19 protein-coding genes and 1 pseudogene are annotated in these 18,810 nt (G+C 60.4%); 5 read left to right on the top strand and 15 right to left on the bottom strand.

Features of this window, described 5'->3' with window-relative positions; translation table 11 throughout:
* Positions 1-2 precede the first annotated feature (2 nt).
* The 4 genes from ACEN8E_RS28995 to exbB all read right to left on the bottom strand — a co-directional run bounded on the left by ACEN8E_RS28995 (position 3) and on the right by exbB (position 3,261).
* A complete protein-coding gene (locus tag ACEN8E_RS28995) occupies positions 3-932 on the bottom strand; it encodes a hydrogen peroxide-inducible genes activator (RefSeq protein WP_111283035.1) in 930 nt (309 codons plus the stop codon).
* A 182-nt stretch (positions 933-1,114) separates the two neighbouring features.
* A complete protein-coding gene (locus ACEN8E_RS28990) occupies positions 1,115-1,864 on the bottom strand; it encodes an energy transducer TonB family protein (RefSeq protein WP_495590779.1) in 750 nt (249 codons plus the stop codon).
* Positions 1,861-2,289 (bottom strand): TonB system transport protein ExbD, encoded by a 429-nt coding sequence (gene exbD, locus ACEN8E_RS28985; protein WP_495590778.1) that lies wholly within the window; start codon positions 2,287-2,289, stop codon positions 1,861-1,863. Before exbD ends, ACEN8E_RS28990 begins: the two co-directional genes overlap by 4 nt.
* Positions 2,290-2,295: 6 nt before the next feature.
* Positions 2,296-3,261, bottom strand: coding sequence for a tonB-system energizer ExbB (gene exbB / locus ACEN8E_RS28980; RefSeq protein ID WP_495590777.1), 966 nt, complete (start codon positions 3,259-3,261; stop codon positions 2,296-2,298).
* Between the two features lie 188 nt (positions 3,262-3,449).
* Here exbB and ACEN8E_RS28975 point away from each other — a divergent pair, with 188 nt between their 5' ends.
* Positions 3,450-4,307, top strand: coding sequence for an SDR family oxidoreductase (locus tag ACEN8E_RS28975; protein WP_495590776.1), 858 nt, complete (start codon positions 3,450-3,452; stop codon positions 4,305-4,307).
* A gap of 127 nt (positions 4,308-4,434) precedes the next feature.
* Here the strand turns inward: ACEN8E_RS28975 and ACEN8E_RS28970 are convergent, their stop codons facing one another.
* The 6 genes from ACEN8E_RS28970 to ACEN8E_RS28945 form a co-directional block, all read right to left on the bottom strand.
* Positions 4,435-5,175, bottom strand: coding sequence for a hypothetical protein (locus tag ACEN8E_RS28970; protein ID WP_495590775.1), 741 nt, complete (start codon positions 5,173-5,175; stop codon positions 4,435-4,437).
* 68 nt (positions 5,176-5,243) lie between these two features.
* A complete protein-coding gene (locus ACEN8E_RS28965; RefSeq protein WP_003229509.1) occupies positions 5,244-5,624 on the bottom strand; it encodes a RidA family protein in 381 nt (126 codons plus the stop codon).
* Between the two features lie 27 nt (positions 5,625-5,651).
* The gene (spoT, locus tag ACEN8E_RS28960; protein ID WP_495590774.1) at positions 5,652-7,757 is read right to left on the bottom strand and encodes a bifunctional GTP diphosphokinase/guanosine-3',5'-bis pyrophosphate 3'-pyrophosphohydrolase; all 2,106 of its coding nucleotides are present in this window, start codon (positions 7,755-7,757) and stop codon (positions 5,652-5,654) included.
* 57 nt (positions 7,758-7,814) lie between these two features.
* Entirely contained in the window at positions 7,815-8,078 is a 264-nt protein-coding gene (rpoZ, locus tag ACEN8E_RS28955) for a DNA-directed RNA polymerase subunit omega (protein WP_007921129.1), read from the bottom strand.
* Between the two features lie 167 nt (positions 8,079-8,245).
* Positions 8,246-8,866 (bottom strand): guanylate kinase, encoded by a 621-nt coding sequence (gene gmk / locus ACEN8E_RS28950; RefSeq protein WP_495590773.1) that lies wholly within the window; start codon positions 8,864-8,866, stop codon positions 8,246-8,248.
* Positions 8,867-8,878: 12 nt separating this feature from the next.
* A complete protein-coding gene (locus ACEN8E_RS28945; protein WP_495590772.1) occupies positions 8,879-9,742 on the bottom strand; it encodes a YicC/YloC family endoribonuclease in 864 nt (287 codons plus the stop codon).
* A 268-nt stretch (positions 9,743-10,010) separates the two neighbouring features.
* On the opposite strand from ACEN8E_RS28945, the gene rph reads away from it, so the two are divergent.
* From rph to gltS, 3 genes are all read left to right on the top strand, one after another.
* Complete coding sequence (gene rph, locus ACEN8E_RS28940; protein WP_223460458.1) at positions 10,011-10,733, top strand: ribonuclease PH; 723 nt, start codon at positions 10,011-10,013, stop codon at positions 10,731-10,733.
* 28 nt (positions 10,734-10,761) lie between these two features.
* A complete protein-coding gene (locus ACEN8E_RS28935) occupies positions 10,762-11,130 on the top strand; it encodes a DUF4870 domain-containing protein (protein ID WP_495590771.1) in 369 nt (122 codons plus the stop codon).
* A 383-nt stretch (positions 11,131-11,513) separates the two neighbouring features.
* The gene (gltS, locus tag ACEN8E_RS28930; RefSeq protein WP_495590770.1) at positions 11,514-12,719 is read left to right on the top strand and encodes a sodium/glutamate symporter; all 1,206 of its coding nucleotides are present in this window, start codon (positions 11,514-11,516) and stop codon (positions 12,717-12,719) included.
* A gap of 84 nt (positions 12,720-12,803) precedes the next feature.
* Here the strand turns inward: gltS and crc are convergent, their stop codons facing one another.
* A complete protein-coding gene (gene crc, locus ACEN8E_RS28925) occupies positions 12,804-13,583 on the bottom strand; it encodes a catabolite repression control protein Crc (RefSeq protein ID WP_003176915.1) in 780 nt (259 codons plus the stop codon).
* A gap of 81 nt (positions 13,584-13,664) precedes the next feature.
* Here crc and pyrE point away from each other — a divergent pair, with 81 nt between their 5' ends.
* Positions 13,665-14,309: an orotate phosphoribosyltransferase gene (gene pyrE / locus ACEN8E_RS28920; RefSeq protein ID WP_011336558.1), complete on the top strand. Its 645-nt coding sequence runs from the start codon at positions 13,665-13,667 to the stop codon at positions 14,307-14,309.
* Between the two features lie 179 nt (positions 14,310-14,488).
* Here the strand turns inward: pyrE and argB are convergent, their stop codons facing one another.
* From argB to coaBC, 4 genes and pseudogenes are all read right to left on the bottom strand, one after another.
* The gene (gene argB, locus ACEN8E_RS28915) at positions 14,489-15,394 is read right to left on the bottom strand and encodes an acetylglutamate kinase (protein WP_007989569.1); all 906 of its coding nucleotides are present in this window, start codon (positions 15,392-15,394) and stop codon (positions 14,489-14,491) included.
* A gap of 17 nt (positions 15,395-15,411) precedes the next feature.
* Positions 15,412-16,788 (bottom strand): annotated as a pseudogene (locus ACEN8E_RS28910) (phosphomannomutase/phosphoglucomutase); the annotation flags it as partial.
* A 265-nt stretch (positions 16,789-17,053) separates the two neighbouring features.
* A complete protein-coding gene (gene dut, locus ACEN8E_RS28905; protein WP_007975171.1) occupies positions 17,054-17,509 on the bottom strand; it encodes a dUTP diphosphatase in 456 nt (151 codons plus the stop codon).
* Positions 17,510-17,514: 5 nt separating this feature from the next.
* Positions 17,515-18,723: a bifunctional phosphopantothenoylcysteine decarboxylase/phosphopantothenate--cysteine ligase CoaBC gene (gene coaBC / locus ACEN8E_RS28900; RefSeq protein WP_102700099.1), complete on the bottom strand. Its 1,209-nt coding sequence runs from the start codon at positions 18,721-18,723 to the stop codon at positions 17,515-17,517.
* Positions 18,724-18,810 lie beyond the last annotated feature (87 nt).

Genomic DNA, 18,810 nt, shown 5'->3' with positions numbered 1-18,810 from the left:
GCTTAGCCCACAGCGGCTTGCGCTGCTGGCTTGGCCACCGAGCACAGGCGAATGGAGTCGGCGAGGATTTCAATCGCTTTCGGGCGCGGGAAGCTGGCGCGCCAGGCGATAGCCACGGTGCGGAACGGTACGGGCGCCGACAACGGACGCACTTCGATCACGCCAGGGGCGTAGTGATGGCTGTCGACCGCGGACAACGGCAGTATTGAAATACCCAGGCCGGACGCGACCATGTGGCGAATGGTTTCCAGGGAGCTGGATTCCACCGTGGTGTGCTTGGCGCCGTCGTTGCCTTTGGTCAGGGTCGGGCAGGCTTCCAGCACCTGGTCGCGGAAGCAGTGACCTTCGCCGAGCAGCAGCAGGCTCTTGTCGTTGAGCAGGCTGGCGTCGATGGATTCCTTTTGCGTCCACGGGTGCTGGGCCGGCATCAGCACGTAGAACGGCTCGTCGTAGAGTTGCAGGGTCAGCACGTCGGCTTCGCTGAACGGCAGGGCGATGATGATCGCATCGAGCTCGCCGTTGCGCAGTTTGTCGCGCAGCACGTGGGTGAAGTTTTCTTCGATGTACAGCGGCATCTGCGGGGCGACCCGGTGCAGCTGCGGAATCAGGTGCGGGAACAGGTATGGTCCGACGGTATAGATCGCGCCGACTTTCAGCGGGGCGGTCAGCTGGTTCTTGCCGGCCTGGGCGAGTTCGCGGATGCCTTGGGCTTGTTCCAGTACCTTTTGGGCCTGGGCCACGATGCCTTCGCCGACCGGCGTCAGGCGCACGGCGCTTTTGCTGCGCTCGAAAATCAGCACACCGAGTTCGTCTTCAAGCTTTTTCACGCCCACCGAAAGGGTCGGCTGGCTGACGTGGCAGCGCTCGGCCGCGTGGCCAAAATGCTGCTCTTGGGCGAGGGTAACGATGTAGCGTAATTCTGTGAGGGTCATAGCAAGCGTCCATGAAGTTGCGGGCCAAGCATACCGGCTGCAATCGATAGACGCACGTTATCAGACGTAGGAGCGAGCTTGCTCGCGAAAAACCTGAGACCGCAGTGGGGTGTCAGGCTCGCCGCGTTGTCGTTGACGACCATCGCGAGCGAGCTCGCTCCTACAGGGGAGGCGGCGGTGCTTTACCGCCGGCGTTTTTCCAGCGAATACACAAACGGTGCAACGATTTCGATGGAGCCATTGGTCAGCATGTCGGCCGGTGGCTTGGGCAGCGGTTGAGCGCGGCGGATCATTTCCAGGGTGGCCCGGTCCAGATCGGCAGTGCCCGAGGCGCCTACCAGCTCAAACGACAACACATTGCCTTCGGCATCCACGACGAAACGCAGGCGGTTCATCCCTTCCTTGCCCCGCGCCTGTGCACTGGCCGGGTACTTTTTGTATTTCTGCAAGTGCGCCAGCAGCGTGCCTTGCCAGCTGGCCTTGGCCGCCAGTTGAGCCGGCGACGGACCCGGGGCAGGCTGGGCGGATTTCTCCATTGGCGCCTGGGTCTGTTGCGTTTCGGCCGGTTTTTCTTCGGCCGGTTTTTCCTTCGGCGGTTCGGGTTTCTTCTCTACCGGCTTGGGCGGCTGCGGCTTCGGCTTTGGCTTGACGGGCTTGGGCACGGCAATTTCAGCTTTCGGCGCTTCAGCGAGCTTGGGGATCGGCAGTTCTTCAACCGGAGCCGGTGGCTGTGGAGGGGTGACGACCTTCGGCGGAGCAGGCGGTGGCGGGGCGGGAACCGGTGCCAGTTCGACCAGCATTGCCTGAGGGGGCAATTCGATGGGCGGACGGGCGGACCAGTTCAGCGCCAGCGCAATGGCCAGCGCGTGAACACCCAGCACCACGGCCAGGCTACCGCTGTAACGCGTCAGCTTATGGCGCGTCGTGATCATTTCTTGACTGCCGACTCGAGACCGACCAGGCCGACCTTCAGGTAACCCGCCGAACGCAGGTTATCCATCACGCTCATCAGGTCGCCGTAATCCACGCCTTTGTCGGCCTGGAAGAAGATCGTCGTGTCTTTCTTGCCCTGGGTCCTGGCGTCGAGCGTGGCGCCGAGTGCTTCGGCCTTCACTTCGTCTTCGCCGAGGAACAGGCGCTGGTCAGCCTTGACGCTGAGGAACACCGGTTTCTCTGGCCGCGGCGCCGGTTTGGCGGTGGAGGCGGGCAGGTCGACCTTGATGTCCACAGTGGCCAGCGGGGCCGCCACCATGAAGATGATCAGCAGCACCAGCATCACGTCGATGAACGGCGTGACGTTGATTTCGTGGTTTTCGGACAGATCGTCGTCTGTCCCTTCTTTCAAATGCAGGCCCATGGCTGATTACCCCACTTTCACCATGTGCGGTTGCGAGCTGCGCTCAGGCTGGTGATCGAGGTCGCGGCTGACCAGCAGCAGGACCTGGGCCGATGCGTCGGACACCTGCGCCTTGTAACCGGCGATGGAGCGGGCGAAGACGTTGTAGATCACCACCGCAGGAATCGCCGCGACCAGGCCCAGCGCGGTCGCCAGCAGGGCTTCGGCGATGCCGGGAGCCACGACGGCGAGGTTGGTGGTCTGGGTTTTGGCGATGCCGATGAAGCTGTTCATGATGCCCCACACGGTACCGAACAGGCCGACGAACGGCGCGGTGGAACCGATGGTCGCCAGTACGCCGGTGCCGCTGCTCATGTTGCGACCGCAGGCCGCGACCAGGCGCTCGAGACGGAAGCTGACGCGCTCCTTGATGCCTTCTTTCTCACGGCTGTTGACCGACAGGCGCATCTCTTCGAGAGCGTCATGGACCAACAGGTTGGCCAGGGTGCCTTCCTTCGCCGCAGTGGCGCTGGCTTCCCTGAGGGAGGCGGATTTTTTCAGCTGGGCGATTTCACCGCGCAGACGGCGCTTGGCGCCCATCAACTCAAGACCCTTGGCGATCCAGATGGTCCAGGTGATGATCGAGGCGATGGCCAGGCCGATCATCACGATTTTCACGATGATGTCGGCATTCTTGTACATGCCCCACGGCGACAGGTCATGGGCCATGCCCAGCGTGTTGTCGGCTTCGAGGACTTCAGGAACGTTTTCGCCAAGGGTGTCCGCAGCCTGTGCCGGGTCGGTGGCGGCAGGTGCCGCGGCCGGGGCGGCGTGATCGGCAGGAGCAGCGGCGGCGGCAGCTGGAGTAGCCGGCGCCTGGGCGTCAGCGTAAGCGGCAAACGGTGCCAGCATCAGGCTGAGGAGCAAGGCGGCCACCGCGCTCCAGGCGCGAGGTCGTTTGGTTGGCGAAGCGGAGAATTGATTGCGTGTCATGCTGGCCGGACCTGAGAGAATAAACGGGTGATGTTCTTCCAGGCCTCGAAAGGCCGAGAACAAAAGTGGGGCGCATTATTGCAAGTAATTCTTGTTAACAAAAGTAATAGAGTCTCTTTTTTTCCTGCATTGCTAGCCGCCTGTCTAATGCCGGCGCTAGTCTGTGGCTTTCCGATGGGAGTTTTCTGATGTCTGCGCCTACTGTTTTGATCGCCGGCTGCGGTGATGTCGGCGGCCGCCTGGCCACACAACTGCTGGCGGCAGGGTGGGAGGTTCATGGTCTGCGTCGCGACGTTTCACGTCTGCCCGATGGGGTCATTGGCGTTGCCGGTGACTTGTTCGACAAAGACTGCCCGGCCACTTGGCCAGTCGGCGCCGTGGATTACCTGGTGTATTGCGCGGCGGCCACCGATCACGATGAAGCCGGTTACCGTGCGGCTTATGTCCAGGGCCTGGAGCATGTGCTGGAGTGGCTGAACGACTACGGGCAGGTGCCCAATCGCCTGCTGTTCGTTTCCAGCAGCAGCGTTTACGGTCAGCAGGATGGCGAATGGGTCGACGAGGCTTCGCCGGCCGTGGCGGCGGGGTATTCCGGACGTGTGATGCTCGAAGCCGAGCAACTTGCCCTTGAAAGTGGCATTCCAGCCAGTATCGTGCGCTTGACCGGCATTTACGGCCCCGGCCGTGAATGGCTGCTGACGCAGGTGCGTCGGGGTTATCGCGTGGCGATCGAGCCACCGTTGTATGCCAACCGGATTCATGCGGACGATGCCGCAGGGTTGATGGCGTGCCTGCTTGAGGCGGATCGGCGTGGTGAGGCGCTGGATGATGTCTACATCGGCGTCGATGACGAGCCGGCAGCGCTGGCTGACGTAGTGAACTGGTTGCGCGGGTATCTGGGCGTGACCGAGTGGGATGATGACGCCAGCGTCCGTCGCACCGGCAGCAAGCGTTGCACCAATGCGCGGGCCAAAGCCTTGGGCTGGACGCCGAAGTATCCAAGCTTCCGCGAGGGTTATGCGGCGATTCTAGAAGGCCGCTGCTGACTTTCAGGCGTTCTGAAACAACTGTGGGAGCGAGCCTGCTCGCGAAGGGGTCGTAACATTCAACATTTCTGTCGGTTGTTACGCCGTCTTCGCGAGTAGGCTCGCTCCCACATGGGTTAAGCGTTGCTTACTGTTTTTCCAGCAACCACTTGCGCTCACCCGGGGTGAACGAGGGCATCTCGTCCGCCTGTGCGGTGTTCACGGTCTGGAAAATCTCCAGCTCTTTGCCCTTGCGTGCAAAGATCCAGGCGTTGCCCTGGCCATTGAGCTGCAGCCACATGTTGTCATGGCCGCCGCTCATGGATGCGCAATCGCCGGCCAGGCACAACGCGTAGCGATCGCTGCCTGGCAGGCCGCTCACCTGGCCGTCGGCCTGGAATTGAACCGTGCTGCCTTCGCCGGGGCCGCTGACGATTGTCCAGCCGCCGCCCATGTAGGCTGAATACAGTGCGCGCTCGAAACTGGCACCGATCGGCGCGCCGTCCGGTACCGGAATCTGGGCGCGATCGAAAACCTGCTCGGGCTCATTGTCACTGGCAGACTGGCTCAGTTGCTTGCCGTCACGCTTCAGTTCGCTGGCCGAACTGCCATAAAAGTCGACTTTCCAGGCGCCGGATTCTTCACCCAGCAGCTTGCCTTCGACGTTTTCAAAACCGTTGGTGTAGCGTGCCTGGCTGGCCTTGGTGTTGATGTCCCATTCCAGGTTCGGGCCATAGGCCTGGAGCGCTTCACGCAGGGGGACGCCTTTGGCAGCAGCATCGATCGCCACCTGGTTGATCCAGGTGCCGCTGATATCACGATCGGCAGGGTTGCTGGCACATCCGCCCAGGAACAGGGCGAGCAGCGAGAGAGCAAGCGCGTTGCGCATGGTGGAATCCTTTCAAGCTTTCTTTACAGCGGAGCAGTCGGCGCAGCCGGGGGGCTGCGCCGCACGGATTACTCGATGACCAGGATGGCATCCATTTCAACCTGCGAACCCTTTGGCAGGGCTGCTACGCCGATGGCGGCGCGGGCAGGATAAGGCTGGTCGAAGTACTTGCCCATGATCTCGTTGACCTTGGCGAAGTGGCTCAGGTCGGTGAGGAAAATGTTCAGCTTGACGATGTCCTTGAACGAACCGCCAGCGGCTTCAGCCACGGCCTTGAGGTTCTCGAACACCTGGACGGTCTGGGCTTCGAAGCCTTCAACCAGTTCCATGGTTTTTGGGTCCAGAGGAATCTGACCCGACATGTAAACGGTGTTGCCAGCCTTGATCGCCTGGGAGTAAGTACCGATGGCGGCCGGGGCCTTGTCGCTGGTGATAACAGTCTTGGTCATGAATGACTCCTTGTAATGGATGGATGGCTACGCACGCATGCGGGTGATGCGGATCACCCCGGTCAAGGCGCGCAGTTTCTTGATCACGCGGGCCAGGTGCACACGGTCGTGCACGCTGACCACCAACTGGACCACGCTGATGCGACCATCGCGTTCGTCCATGCTGATTTTCTCGATGTTGCCGTCGGCGGCGTTGACACTGCTGGCCAGCAGGGCAATCAGGCCGCGCTGGTGTTCCAGTTCGACGCGCAGTTCGACGTTGAATTCGCCGGTAACGTCCTTGGCCCACGAGAGCTGGATGCATTTTTCCGGGTTGTGGCGGATTTCGCTGATGTTGCGGCAGTTGTCCAGGTGCACGACCATGCCTTTGCCCGCAGACAGATGGCCGACAATCGGGTCGCCGGGGATCGGCGTGCAGCACTTGGCGTAGCTGAGTACCAGGCCTTCGGTACCGCGAATCGCCAGCGGGCCTTCCGGGCTTGGCAACTGTTCGCCTTCGCCCAGCAGCCGGCGGGCCACCACATACGCCATGCGATTGCCCAGGCCGATGTCTTCCAGCAAATCTTCGGTCAGTTCGAGGCGGTACTCGACGAGCATGGCCTTGACGCGTTCGGCCGGGATTTTCTCCAGCGCGCTGTCGAAACCGTTGAGAACCTTGTTCAGCAGGCGTTCGCCAAGGCTGATGGACTCGGAGCGACGTTGCAGTTTCAGTGCATGGCGAATGTGCGTACGCGCCTTGCCGGTGACCACGAAGTTGAGCCACGCCGGGTTCGGCCGCGCGCCGGGAGCACTGACGATCTCGACCGTGGAGCCGCTTTGCAGCGGTTCGGACAGCGGCGCGAGGCGACGATTGATCCGGCAGGCAATGCAGCTGTTGCCGACGTCGGTGTGCACCGCGTAAGCGAAGTCGACCGCTGTGGAGCCCTTGGGCAGCTCCATGATCCGGCCTTTGGGCGTGAACACGTAGACCTCGTCCGGGAACAGGTCGATCTTTACGCTCTCGATGAATTCCAGCGAGTTGCCGGCGCGTTGCTGCATTTCCAGCACGCCCTTGACCCACTGGCGGGCACGGGCATGGGTGCCTTTGGGCTGCTCGTCACCGCTGGATTTGTATAGCCAATGGGCGGCGATGCCGTTGTTGGCCATCTCTTCCATTTCGCGGGTGCGGATCTGGATCTCGATCGGTACGCCGTGCATGCCGAACAGCGTGGTGTGCAGCGACTGATAGCCGTTGGCCTTGGGGATCGCGATGTAATCCTTGAAGCGCCCAGGCAACGGCTTGTACAAATTATGTACAGCACCCAGCACGCGGTAGCAGGTATCGACCTTGTCGACGATGATCCGGAACGCATAGACGTCCATGATCTCGTTGAAGGCCCGACGCTTGCCGCGCATTTTCTTGTAGATGCCGTAGAGGTGTTTCTGGCGACCGCTGACCTCGCCCTGGATGCCATCGATGGCCAGGCAGTGGCTCAGGGATTCTTCGATCTTGTTGACGATTTCCTTGCGGTTGCCCCGGGCGCGTTTGACGGCCTGGTAGATCCGCGCGGAACGCATCGGGTGCATGGCCTTGAAACCGAGGTCTTCGAACTCTATGCGGATGGCGTGCATGCCCAGCCGGTTGGCGATGGGCGCATAGATTTCCAGGGTTTCCTTGGCGATGCGCCGGCGCTTTTCGCCGGACAGCACTTCCAGGGTGCGCATGTTGTGCAGGCGGTCGGCCAGCTTGACCAGGATCACGCGAATGTCGCGGGCCATGGCCATGGCCATTTTCTGGAAGTTTTCGGCCTGGGCTTCGGCCTTGGTCTCGAAGTTCATCTGGGTCAGCTTGCTGACCCCGTCGACCAGTTCAGCCACGGTTTCGCCGAATTGCGCTTGCAGCGCCTCTTTGGCAATACCGGTGTCTTCGATCACGTCATGCAGCATCGCCGCCATCAGGCTCTGATGGTCCATGTGCATGTCGGCAAGAATGTTCGCAACCGCGAGTGGGTGCGTGACGTACGCTTCGCCGCTACGGCGGCGTTGGCCGTCGTGGGCTTGTTCGGCGTAGAAGTACGCTCGGCGGACCAGGTTGACCTGGTCCTTGCCGAGGTAGGTCGATAAGCGATCGGCGAGGGCGTCTATGCTCGGCATGATGTCTCCTGCCAAAAGCTGTGATCCCGCGCCGTGCTACGTCGACCAGGCATAGGCTTAGACGGCCTCGTTGGACTCGTCCTCGAATGCAGCAAAAAGCGGTTCATCTTCAACGATTTCGGCTTCGGCGATAGCTGCGTAGTCGATCAGGCCTTCAGCGATTTCACGCAGGGCGACGACGGTAGGCTTGTCGTTTTCCCATGCTACTTTCGGCTCTTTGCCGCCGGTGGCCAGTTGACGGGCACGCTTGGTAGAGAGCATGACCAGCTCAAAGCGGTTATCCACGTGTTCTAGGCAGTCTTCAACGGTTACGCGGGCCATGGTCTTCCTCGTAGCAAATGCAATATGCGCGCTGCCCGGATGGGCGAGCGGACTCAACAGTTTAAAAAATCACCAGCGATTAGGGAAGCGCTGATTTTTTGACCAAGCCCTTCAACGCGCTGCAAGTGCCAATGTAAAGCCCTTGCAGCGGTTTTGGGAAGAGCTGATTAACCGAGCAATTCGGCCAGCAACTTGCCGAAACGCACCTGCTGGCGTTTCTGCTGCAGCTGATTGGCGCGGAAAATCGCCTTCAGATCGTCCAGCGCGTGGGCGAAATCGTCGTTGATGATCAGGTAGTCGTAGTCGACGTAATGGCTCATCTCGCTGACGGCTTCACGCATCCGGCCGTCGATGATCTCGTCGCTGTCCTGGCCGCGGTTGGTCAGGCGCTGGTGCAGGGCCTGGAGCGACGGCGGCAGAATGAAAATCGAGCGTGCCTGCGGCATCAGCTTGCGCACTTGCTCGGCGCCTTGCCAGTCGATTTCAAGGATCAGGTCGTGACCTTCGTCCAGTGTCTGCTGCAGGCGGCTTTGCGAGGTGCCGTAAAAGTTGCCGAAGACTTCGGCGCGTTCGAGGAAGTCGCCGTGCTCGCCCATCTTCACGAACTCTTCGCGGGACACGAAGTGATAGTTCACGCCGTCCACTTCACCCGGACGCATGGCACGGGTGGTGTGGGAAATCGATACGCGAATCTCCGGATTGGCGTCGGTCAGGGCCTTGACCAGGCTGCTCTTGCCCGCGCCCGATGGCGCGGAAATGATGTACAGGGTGCCGGTGCTGTGGGTCATGTCGGGGTAGCCTTACTCAATGTTCTGCACTTGTTCGCGCATCTGCTCGATCAACACCTTGAGGTTGACCGCAGCCTGGGTGCTGCGCGGGTCGAAGGCTTTGGAGCCCAGTGTGTTGGCTTCGCGGTTGAGTTCCTGCATCAGGAAGTCCAGACGCCGACCGGCAGCGCCGCCGGATTTGAGCACCCGGCGAACTTCGATGATGTGAGTGCTCAGGCGATCCAGTTCTTCGGCGACGTCGCTTTTTTGCGCGAGCATGACCATTTCCTGCTCCAGGCGCTGCGGGTCCATCTCGGCCTTCATGTCGGCGAAGCGGTCGAGGACTTTCTGGCGCTGGGTGGCGAGCATTTGCGGGACCAGTTCGCGCAAGGTCACCACGTCTTCTTCGATGGAGCTCAGGCGCTCGTTGATCAGTCGCGCCAGCTCCGCGCCTTCGCGCTCGCGGCCGGCCTTCAGTTCCTTGAGGCCCTGATTGAACAGTGCCAGCGCTTCGGCGTTCAAGGCTTGCGGGTCGGTGGCATCGCCTACCAGTACGCCGGGCCAGGCCAGGACTTCCAGCGGGTTCAATGCTGCCGGGTTGTTGATCAGGCTGGCGATGGTCTCGGCGGCGGCGACCAGTTGCGCGGCGCGCTCCTGATCGATTTGCAGTGCTTTGCCGGTATTTTCTTCGGTGAAGCGCAGGGTGCATTCGAGCTTGCCCCGCGATACGCCCTGGCGCAGGGCTTCACGAACAGCGCCCTCGAGGTCGCGAAAGGACTCCGGCAGACGCAGGTGGGGTTCCAGGTAGCGGCTGTTGACCGACCGCAGCTCCCAGCTCAGGGTGCCCTGGACGCCGGCTTTTTCGACGCGGGCGAAGGCGGTCATGCTGTGCACCATGGCGGTACCTCGCAATGCAGATCGGCACAGAACCGAGGTTCCGGGAATCCGATATCAATGAATTAAAGCCGACTGGCAGCAAAGGCGCAGGATTGTAGCGCAGTGGCGTGGATGCGCCCAAACACAGGGTGTGACAAAGAGCGGCAGGCCTTCGCCGACGCGCGGTACAGAGCCATCGGTCGTCGGCGGATTTTTTTAGAAGTGCCCAGTGGCGGCCGTCGGCTCTATAATGCTCCGCAGTTTTCCGTCCCCAGTACAGGTATTCCCTATGATACGTCCAAGTGGTCGCGCTGCCGATCAGCTCCGCTCGATCCGCATCACCCGCAACTACACCAAACACGCCGAGGGTTCTGTGCTGGTCGAGTTCGGTGATACCAAGGTCATCTGCACCGTCAGCGTTGAACCGGGCGTACCGCGTTTCCTGAAAGGCCAGGGCCAGGGTTGGCTGACTGCCGAGTACGGCATGCTGCCGCGTGCTACCGGCGAGCGTAACCAGCGTGAAGCCAGTCGTGGCAAGCAGGGCGGCCGCACCCTGGAAATCCAGCGTCTGATCGGTCGCTCACTGCGCGCCGCGCTGGACATGTCGAAACTGGGCGATGTCACCCTGTACGTCGACTGCGATGTGATCCAGGCCGATGGCGGCACCCGCACTGCTTCGATCACCGGCGCCATGGTTGCGCTGATCGATGCCTTGAAAGTCATCAAGAAACGTGGCGGCCTGAAGGGTGGCGACCCGGTCAAACAGATGATCGCCGCTGTTTCCGTGGGCATGTACAAGGGCGAGCCGGTGCTCGACCTCGACTACCTGGAAGACTCGGCCGCCGAGACGGACCTGAACGTGGTGATGACCAGCGCTGGCGGTTTCATCGAAGTCCAGGGCACTGCCGAAGGCGCGCCGTTCCAGCCTGAAGAGCTGAACGCCATGCTGGAGCTGGCCAAGAAAGGCATGAACGAGATTTTCGAACTGCAAAAGGCCGCATTGGCCGACTGACCGGCCCGCTCCAGGCAAGGAGGACACCATGAGTGACGAGCAACTACCGCTGCCCACGCCGAGCCAAGAGGTGCGTCAGTGGGCGATGTTTTGTCACTTGTCCGCCTTGCTGGGGATCTGGATTCCATTCGGGACGATCATCGGCCCGCTGATTCTGTGGCAGATGAAGCGCGAGATGGACCCGTTCATCGATGCCCAGGGCAAGGAAGCGTTGAATTTTCAGATATCCGTCGCGATCGCCTCGGCTATCTGCTTCTTGCTGATGGTGGTGATTATCGGGTTCTTCCTGTTTGGCCTGATCGCGATTGGTGCACTGGTGCTGACGATTATTGCCGGGGTGAAAGCCAATGATGGGTTGCCTTATCGGTACCCCTTCACCTGGCGGTTGATCAAGTAAGCCAGGACGCTGGCGCTGTTTCAAGCGTAGTTCAATACAAATGCCCCGACATGTCGGGGCATTTGTATTTTTGCAATCAGATTAATCTTTATTACTGCGTACTTTGTCGCTCGTTATTCAAATGAAGTTCATTCTTGTGCATGGTATTTCTTACACGTTTAGACACAAACTGCAAAGCTCAGTTTGGCTTGTATGCTTGGCAATGAGACTCGGCGGTTGATAAGGTTGCCCCAAGTAATATTCATCAAGAAATATTTCGATATATTCGGACCATTGACGGCCTCTGAATCCAATACCAACCAGTGTTGAGACAAATCAACCTGTTCAAGAGGCGTGTCCAGGTAAAGAGTTCGCCCCTGAATATATAAGCAAGAATATCCAGAATGCTTCAGCTCGATTTTTATGGAACACTTGTCGCCGCCTCTTTAGTATTTTTGCTGGGGCGCGCTCTTGTCACGCGTGTCGGTTTTTTACGTACTTATAATATCCCTGAACCTGTAGCGGGCGGCCTGGTGGTTGCCTTGGGTCTTCTGGCTTTGAGAACCCTCGATATTGAAGTCCGCTTTGATACCTCGCTGCAAACACCCTTGATGTTGGCGTTTTTTGCCACCATCGGCTTGAGTGCAGACTTCGCCAGCCTGAAGAAGGGCGGGCGTGTCGTGGGGATCTTTCTGTTGGCGGTTGTCGGACTTCTGGTGATCCAGAATGCCATGGGCATCGGGCTCGCAACGGCGTTGGGGCTCGATCCTTTGATGGGCTTGCTGACAGGTTCAATTACGTTGGCAGGCGGTCACGGTACAGGTGCTGCGTGGGGTGCGATGTTCAGTGAGAAGTTCGGTCTGGCTTCTGCCTCTGAACTTGCAATGGCCTCTGCGACGTTTGGCCTGGTGCTAGGCGGTTTGATTGGTGGTCCTGTTGCCCGCCTGCTCATCAGCCGTGTCCAGACCCCGGGCTGCGAGCAGGAAAAGCCACGGTTACCCAAGGGCTTTGAACAGCCGAACAAAGAGCGCTCGATCACGTCATTTTCGCTGGTCGAGACATTGGCTCTGATCGCTGTCAGTCTGCTGGCGGGCTCACTCCTGAATGGGTGGCTCCAGGGAACCGCATTTGAGTTGCCGACATTCGTTTGCGTGTTGTTCGTGGGCGTGGTTTTACGAAACGGGCTTTCGGCGCTTGGCGTGTATCAGGTGTTTGAGCGTGAAGTCTCAGTGCTGGGGAATGTCAGCTTGTCACTGTTTCTGGCGATCGCTCTGATGTCACTCAAACTCTGGGATCTGGCTGCATTGGCGTTGCCGATATTCATCATCCTGGCTGCGCAAACGTTGGTCATGGCCCTGTTTGCGATTTTTGTGACGTTCAGGATGATGGGCAGTAACTACGATGCGGCGGTACTGGCGGCAGGGCATTGCGGTTTTGGACTGGGCGCGACGCCAACAGCCATCGCCAACATGCAAGCGGTGACACAGCGCTACGGGCCTTCGCAGATAGCATTTTTGGTGGTGCCAATGGTGGGCGCGTTCTTTATCGACATTGTTAATGTCATCGTGATCAAGCTATACCTTGCACTGCCGTTTTTCGCCGTGGCTTGAAGTTTGGAGCGCATGAAAAATGCCCGTATCTTGCGATACGGGCATTTTTTTGACTGTCTGTCAGGCCGCGCAGTGAAAAATCACTTAGATGGTCAGCGTCCAGTCGTAGTCCACGATCAGCGGCGCGTGTTGCGAGAACCGCGGCTGGCGTGGCAAGCGTGCGCTGCGAACGAATCGGCGCAGGCCCGGGGTCAGCAGTTGATAGTCGAAGCGCCAACCGAGGTTGAGCATCTCCGCCTGTTCGTTGTCCGGCCACCAGCTGTACTGGTCGCCTTCACGGCTGACTTCCCGCAGGGCGTCGACATACCCCATGTTACCGACAATCTCGTCCATCCAGGCACGTTCAGGTGCCAGGAAGCCCGGAGATTGCTGGCTGTCACGCCAGTTCTTGATATCCAGCTTCTGTTGCGCCACGTACAGCGAGCCACAATAAATGTACTCGCGACGTTTGCGTCGCTGTTTATCCAGATAACGGGCGAAGTCGTCCATTAGCTTGAACTTCTGGTTCAAGTCTTCATCGCCGTTCTGCCCCGAAGGGAGCAGCAAGGTCGCGATGCTGACCTTATCGAAATCGGCTTGCAGGTAGCGCCCGTAGCGGTCGGCCGTCTCGAAACCGAGACCGCTGATGACAGCCTTCGGTTGCAACCGCGAATACAAAGCCACGCCGCCTTGGGCAGGGACTTCAGCATCGCAGGCATAAAGGAAGTAGCCATCCAGTTGGAAGGCTGGATCGTCCAGTTCAAAGGCGGAGGCGCGGGTGTCCTGCAGGCAGATGACGTCGGCATTCTGTGCTTGCAGCCAACTGAGCAAACCACGCTCGACTGCAGCCTGAATACCATTGACGTTCACACTGATGATCCGCATAAATGGCCCCAAAAATCGCGTGCGTGTATGATACACGGCGTCAAGCTAATTAGCTAAATCCGTGGTATTTGGGGTTTTTTCATGCAAGCGTATCAGCGCGATTTCATCCGTTTTGCCATCGATCGCGGCGTTTTGCGCTTCGGTGAGTTCACCCTGAAGTCCGGGCGCACCAGTCCTTACTTCTTCAACGCCGGCCTGTTCAACTCGGGTTCGGCCCTGGCGCAGCTGGGTCGTTTCTACGCCGCCGCCATTGCCGAGAGCGGCATTCCATTCGACGTGTTGTTTGGCCCGGCCTACAAAGGCATCCCGTTGGCGGCGACCACTGCTGTCGCGTTGGCCGAGCACCACAACCGTGACCTGCCATGGTGCTTCAACCGCAAAGAAGCCAAGGCCCACGGCGAAGGCGGCAGCCTGGTTGGCGCACCGCTGACCGGTGACGTGCTGATCATCGACGACGTGATCACTGCCGGCACCGCCATCCGTGAAGTGATGCAGATCATCGCTTCCCAGGACGGCGCCAAGGCAGCCGGCGTGCTGATCGCCCTGAACCGTCAGGAACGCGGCAACGGCGAGTTGTCGGCGATTCAGGAAGTCGAGCGTGACTTCGGCATCCCGGTCATCAGCATCGTTTCGCTGAACCAGGTGCTGGAGTTCCTGGCGGACGATCCGCAGCTCAAGCAGCACCTGCCAGCCGTGGAAGCCTACCGCGCCCAGTTCGGCGTTTAATACGCCGACCCTGTAGGAGCGAGCCTGCTCGCGATGGACGCCAGAACACCGCGGGACATCAGGCGCCCCGCGTTTTCGTTGACGTTTTTCGCGAGCAAGCTCGCTCCTACAGAGGATCGAGGTGAAAAAAAGACCCCGCTCAGCCAGGCTGAGCGGGGTCTTTTTATTTGCGCTTTCGCTTACGGACGCTTGCGATTGCTGATCAGGGTGCCCACGCCGGTATCGGTGAAGATTTCCAGCAGGATCGCGTTCGGCACGCGGCCGTCAATGATCAGCGAACTGCCCACACCGCCCTGGACCGCTTCCAGCGCGCAACGGATCTTCGGCAGCATGCCGCCGTAGATGGTGCCGTCGGCGATCAGTTCGTCGACCTGTGCAGTGCTCAGGCCGGTCAGGACCTTGCCTGACTTGTCCATCAGGCCGGCGATGTTGGTCAGCAGCATCAGCTTCTCGGCTTTCAGCGCTTCGGCGACTTTACCGGCCACCAGGTCTGCGTTGATGTTGTACGACTCGCCGTTGGCACCGACACCGATGGGCGCGATCACCGGAATGAAGTCGCCCTTGACCAGCAGGTTCAGCAGGTCGGTGTTGATCCCGACCACTTCGCCCACGTGGCCGATGTCGATGATTTCCGGGGTGGTCATCTCCGGGGTCTGACGGGTGACGGTGAGCTTCTTCGCACGAATCAGCTCGGCGTCTTTACCGGTCAGGCCGATGGCGCTGCCGCCATGACGGTTGATCAGGTTGACGATGTCCTTGTTGACCTGGCCGCCGAGGACCATTTCCACCACGTCCATGGTCGCGGCGTCGGTGACGCGCATGCCGTCGACAAAGTGACTCTCGATCGACAGGCGCTTGAGCAGGTCACCGATTTGCGGGCCACCGCCGTGAACCACCACCGGGTTGATGCCCACGGCCTTCATCAGCACGATGTCGCGGGCGAAGCCGGTTTTCAGCTCCTCGCTTTCCATCGCGTTGCCGCCGTATTTGATCACCAGTGTCTTGCCGACATAACGGCGGATGTAAGGCAACGCTTCGGACAGGACCTTGGCGGTGTTGGCGGCGGCTTCGCGTTCGAGGGTCATTCAGGGCTCCGGGTGAATCAGAACGGTAGTTGGAGATCAGGTGCAACGCGCTTGAGCTGGATGCGGAACACATCCTTGATGCGCTGCAGTTCAGCCTCGTCATCGGCCTCGAAACGCAGCACCAGCACCGGTGTGGTGTTGGATGCGCGTACCAGGCCCCAGCCTTTGGCGTAGTCGACTCGCACGCCGTCAATGGTGGTCAGGTCGGCGCCTGCGCCCCACTGTGCGTCGTGCAATGCATCAATGATGCTGAATTTGCTCTCTTCGGTCACATGGATATTGATTTCCGGCGTAGAAATATCGTTCGGGAAGGTCGCGAAGAGCTCTTCCGCCGAGGATTTTTCCTTGCTGAGGATCTCCAGTAACCGCGCGGCGCTGTAAATGCCGTCGTCGAAACCGAACCAGCGCTCCTTGAAGAAGATGTGCCCGCTCATTTCGCCGGCCAACAGGGCGCCGGATTGTTTCATTTTCTTTTTGATCAACGAGTGACCGGTCTTCCACATCAGCGACCGGCCGCCGTATTCCTTGATCAGCGGGATCAGGCGGCGGGTGCATTTGACGTCGAAGATAATCTCGGCGCCTGGGTTGCGCGCCACGACGTCACGGGCGAACAGCATCAGCAGGCGGTCCGGGTAGACGATGCTGCCGGTATTGGTCACCACGCCGACGCGGTCGCCATCGCCATCGAAGGCCAGGCCGATGTCAGCCTTGGTTTCCTTGACCTTGTTGATCAGGTCCACGAGGTTTTCAGGCTTGCCCGGGTCCGGGTGGTGGTTCGGGAAATTGCCATCCACTTCGCAGAACAGCGGGATGACTTCGCAATTCAGCGCTTCGATCAGTTGCGGGGCGATCACGCCGGCCGCGCCGTTGCCGCAGTCGACGACCACTTTCAGGCGCCGTGCCAGCTTGATGTCCTTGACGATTTCGGTGGTGTAGCGGTCGAGGATCTCGACCTGGGTGACGCTGCCCTGGCCGCTGCTCAGGTTGTTGGTCTTGAGGCGGTCGTGCAGGGCCTGGATCTGTTCGTTGGCCAGGGTGTCACCGGCAATGACGATCTTGAAGCCGTTGTAGTTCGACGGGTTGTGGCTGCCGGTGAGCATCACACCGGATTTGCCGGCGAGCACGTTGGCGGCGTAGTAGAGCGCCGGAGTCGGGACCAGGCCGACATCGCTGACGTGGCAGCCGCTGTCGGCGATGCCTTTGATCAGTTGCGCGACCAGCTCCGGGCCGGACAAGCGGCCATCTCGACCGACGGACACGTTCGGTTCGCCCTGGGCCAGGCTTTGCGAACCGACGGCGCGACCGATCCAGTAAGCGGTCTCGGCGTTCAGGAATTCCGGGACGGTGCCGCGAATGTCATAGGCGCGAAAGATGCTGTCAGGGAACTTGGGTGCAATATTGGCCGGGGTGTTCATCTGTGGAAATGCTCCATCTCGAAAGTGGCTGGACAGGACGCCGAGTCATTCGACGGCAGGTTCAAACTGAAGGGTATGACGGCGTTTTCCACAGAGAGTTCGTGGTGTGAAAGGGCCATGACGCCCCTGACGGCAAGGGTTCCGTCCGGTAATGCCTTGATTTTCGGTGCTAAACCTTGCAGATGACAATTTGAATTTTGTGGCGAGGGCGCTGGATCCCCCGCCACAGAAGAGCGTGACCGGATCAGCGGGTACCGGTATGACCGAAACCGCCAGTGCCGCGCTCGGTTTCAACAAACTCTTCAACCATCTCGAAGTGAGCCTGCACCACCGGCACCAGCACCAGTTGCGCCAGGCGCTCGCCGACCGGCATGGTGAATTCGGTCTGGCCACGGTTCCAGCAGGAGACCATCAATGGGCCCTGATAGTCGGAGTCGATCAGCCCCACCAGGTTACCCAGCACGATGCCGTGCTTATGGCCCATCCCCGAGCGCGGCAGAATCAGCGCTGCCAGGTTCGGATCGCCGATGTAGACCGACAGGCCGGTGGGGATCAGCACGGTTTCACCCGGCTTGATCACGGTGTCCTGCTCCAGCATGGCGCGCAGGTCGAGACCGGCGGAGCCCGGTGTGGCGTATTGCGGCAGCGGGAATTCGGTACCGATGCGGGGGTCGAGGATCTTGGCTTGCAAAGCGTGCATGTAAATTAAACCTGGTTCAGACGTTCGGCGATAAAAGTGATCAGCTGGCGAGCAATCTTGCTCTTGCTGGTCTGGGCGAAGAGTGTGGCGTGAAGCTCACGGTCGATGACGCTGCAGGCGTTTTCTTCGCTGTTGAAGCCAATGCTCGGGTTGGCGACGTCGTTGGCGACGATCAAATCGAGGTTCTTGTCTTTCAACTTGCGAGCAGCGTAATCGAGCAGGTGCTCGGTCTCGGCGGCGAAACCGACACTGAACGGGCGGTCGGGGCGGGTGGCGATGGTGGCCAGGATGTCCGGGTTGCGCACCATCTGCAGCAGCAAGCCGTCGCCGTTCGTAGGATCTTTCTTGAGTTTCTGTGGGGCGACGACTTCCGGGCGGTAATCCGCGACTGCTGCCGAGGCGATGAACAGGTCGCAAGGGATCGCGGCTTCGCAGGCGGCGAGCATGTCGCGGGCGCTGACCACGTCGATGCGGGTGACGCGATCCGGGGTCGGCAGGTGCACCGGGCCGGTGATCAGGGTCACGCGGGCGCCGGCTTCCACCGCGGCTTCGGCCAGGGCAAAGCCCATTTTCCCGGAGCTGTGGTTGGTGATGTAACGCACCGGATCGATGTTTTCCTGGGTCGGGCCGGCGGTGATCAGCACGTGTTTGCCGGTCAGTGCCTGACGCTGGAAGCAGTCGGCGGCACATTGGGCCAGTTCAAGGGCTTCGAGCATGCGCCCCAGGCCGACGTCGCCACAGGCCTGGCTGCCGGACGCCGGGCCGAAGACTTTGATGTCGCGGCTTTCGAGGGTTTGCAGATTGGCCTGGGTCGCCGGATCGCGCCACATCGCCTGGTTCATGGCTGGTGCAACGGCGACCACTGCGTCAGTGGCCAATACCAGCGTGGTCAGCAGGTCATCGGCAATACCCTGGGCCAGTCGGGCGATCAGGTCCGCCGTAGCGGGGGCGATCAGCACCAGGTCGGCCCATTTGGCCAGTTCGATGTGGCCCATGGCCGCTTCGGCCGCCGGGTCCAGCAGGTCCAGGTGGACCGGGTGCCCGGACAGGGCCTGCATGGTCAGCGGGGTGATGAACTCTGCGCCGCCTCGGGTCATGACCACGCGCACTTCGGCGCCCTGATCGATCAGGCGGCGAACCAGGTCGGCGCTCTTGTAGGCAGCGATGCCGCCGCCGACGCCCAGAACAATGCGTTTCCGATACAGCCGCTGCATAGGCCTGCCTTTCAATTCGTTGGTGACATACGTGGCGAAACCCCCTCCCCAGGGTGCATTCGCCCGCAAAAAAGATGGGCTACGATA

The organism is Pseudomonas sp. Pseusp9, from assembly GCF_059491265.1.
This window is presented reverse-complemented; position numbering and strand designations above follow the sequence as displayed.

Bases quoted from the DNA above. Each gene is read 5' to 3' on its own strand.
- ACEN8E_RS28995 (WP_111283035.1), bottom strand. From the start codon at position 932: ATGACCCTCACAGAATTACGCTACATCGTTACCCTCGCCCAAGAGCAG.
- ACEN8E_RS28990 (WP_495590779.1), bottom strand. From the start codon at position 1,864: ATGATCACGACGCGCCATAAGCTGACGCGTTACAGCGGTAGCCTGGCC.
- exbD (WP_495590778.1), bottom strand. From the start codon at position 2,289: ATGGGCCTGCATTTGAAAGAAGGGACAGACGACGATCTGTCCGAAAAC.
- exbB (WP_495590777.1), bottom strand. From the start codon at position 3,261: ATGACACGCAATCAATTCTCCGCTTCGCCAACCAAACGACCTCGCGCC.
- ACEN8E_RS28975 (WP_495590776.1), top strand. From the start codon at position 3,450: ATGTCTGCGCCTACTGTTTTGATCGCCGGCTGCGGTGATGTCGGCGGC.
- ACEN8E_RS28970 (WP_495590775.1), bottom strand. From the start codon at position 5,175: ATGCGCAACGCGCTTGCTCTCTCGCTGCTCGCCCTGTTCCTGGGCGGA.
- ACEN8E_RS28965 (WP_003229509.1), bottom strand. From the start codon at position 5,624: ATGACCAAGACTGTTATCACCAGCGACAAGGCCCCGGCCGCCATCGGT.
- spoT (WP_495590774.1), bottom strand. From the start codon at position 7,757: ATGCCGAGCATAGACGCCCTCGCCGATCGCTTATCGACCTACCTCGGC.
- rpoZ (WP_007921129.1), bottom strand. From the start codon at position 8,078: ATGGCCCGCGTAACCGTTGAAGACTGCCTAGAACACGTGGATAACCGC.
- gmk (WP_495590773.1), bottom strand. From the start codon at position 8,866: ATGACCCACAGCACCGGCACCCTGTACATCATTTCCGCGCCATCGGGC.
- ACEN8E_RS28945 (WP_495590772.1), bottom strand. From the start codon at position 9,742: ATGGTGCACAGCATGACCGCCTTCGCCCGCGTCGAAAAAGCCGGCGTC.
- rph (WP_223460458.1), top strand. From the start codon at position 10,011: ATGATACGTCCAAGTGGTCGCGCTGCCGATCAGCTCCGCTCGATCCGC.
- ACEN8E_RS28935 (WP_495590771.1), top strand. From the start codon at position 10,762: ATGAGTGACGAGCAACTACCGCTGCCCACGCCGAGCCAAGAGGTGCGT.
- gltS (WP_495590770.1), top strand. From the start codon at position 11,514: ATGCTTCAGCTCGATTTTTATGGAACACTTGTCGCCGCCTCTTTAGTA.
- crc (WP_003176915.1), bottom strand. From the start codon at position 13,583: ATGCGGATCATCAGTGTGAACGTCAATGGTATTCAGGCTGCAGTCGAG.
- pyrE (WP_011336558.1), top strand. From the start codon at position 13,665: ATGCAAGCGTATCAGCGCGATTTCATCCGTTTTGCCATCGATCGCGGC.
- argB (WP_007989569.1), bottom strand. From the start codon at position 15,394: ATGACCCTCGAACGCGAAGCCGCCGCCAACACCGCCAAGGTCCTGTCC.
- dut (WP_007975171.1), bottom strand. From the start codon at position 17,509: ATGCACGCTTTGCAAGCCAAGATCCTCGACCCCCGCATCGGTACCGAA.
- coaBC (WP_102700099.1), bottom strand. From the start codon at position 18,723: ATGCAGCGGCTGTATCGGAAACGCATTGTTCTGGGCGTCGGCGGCGGC.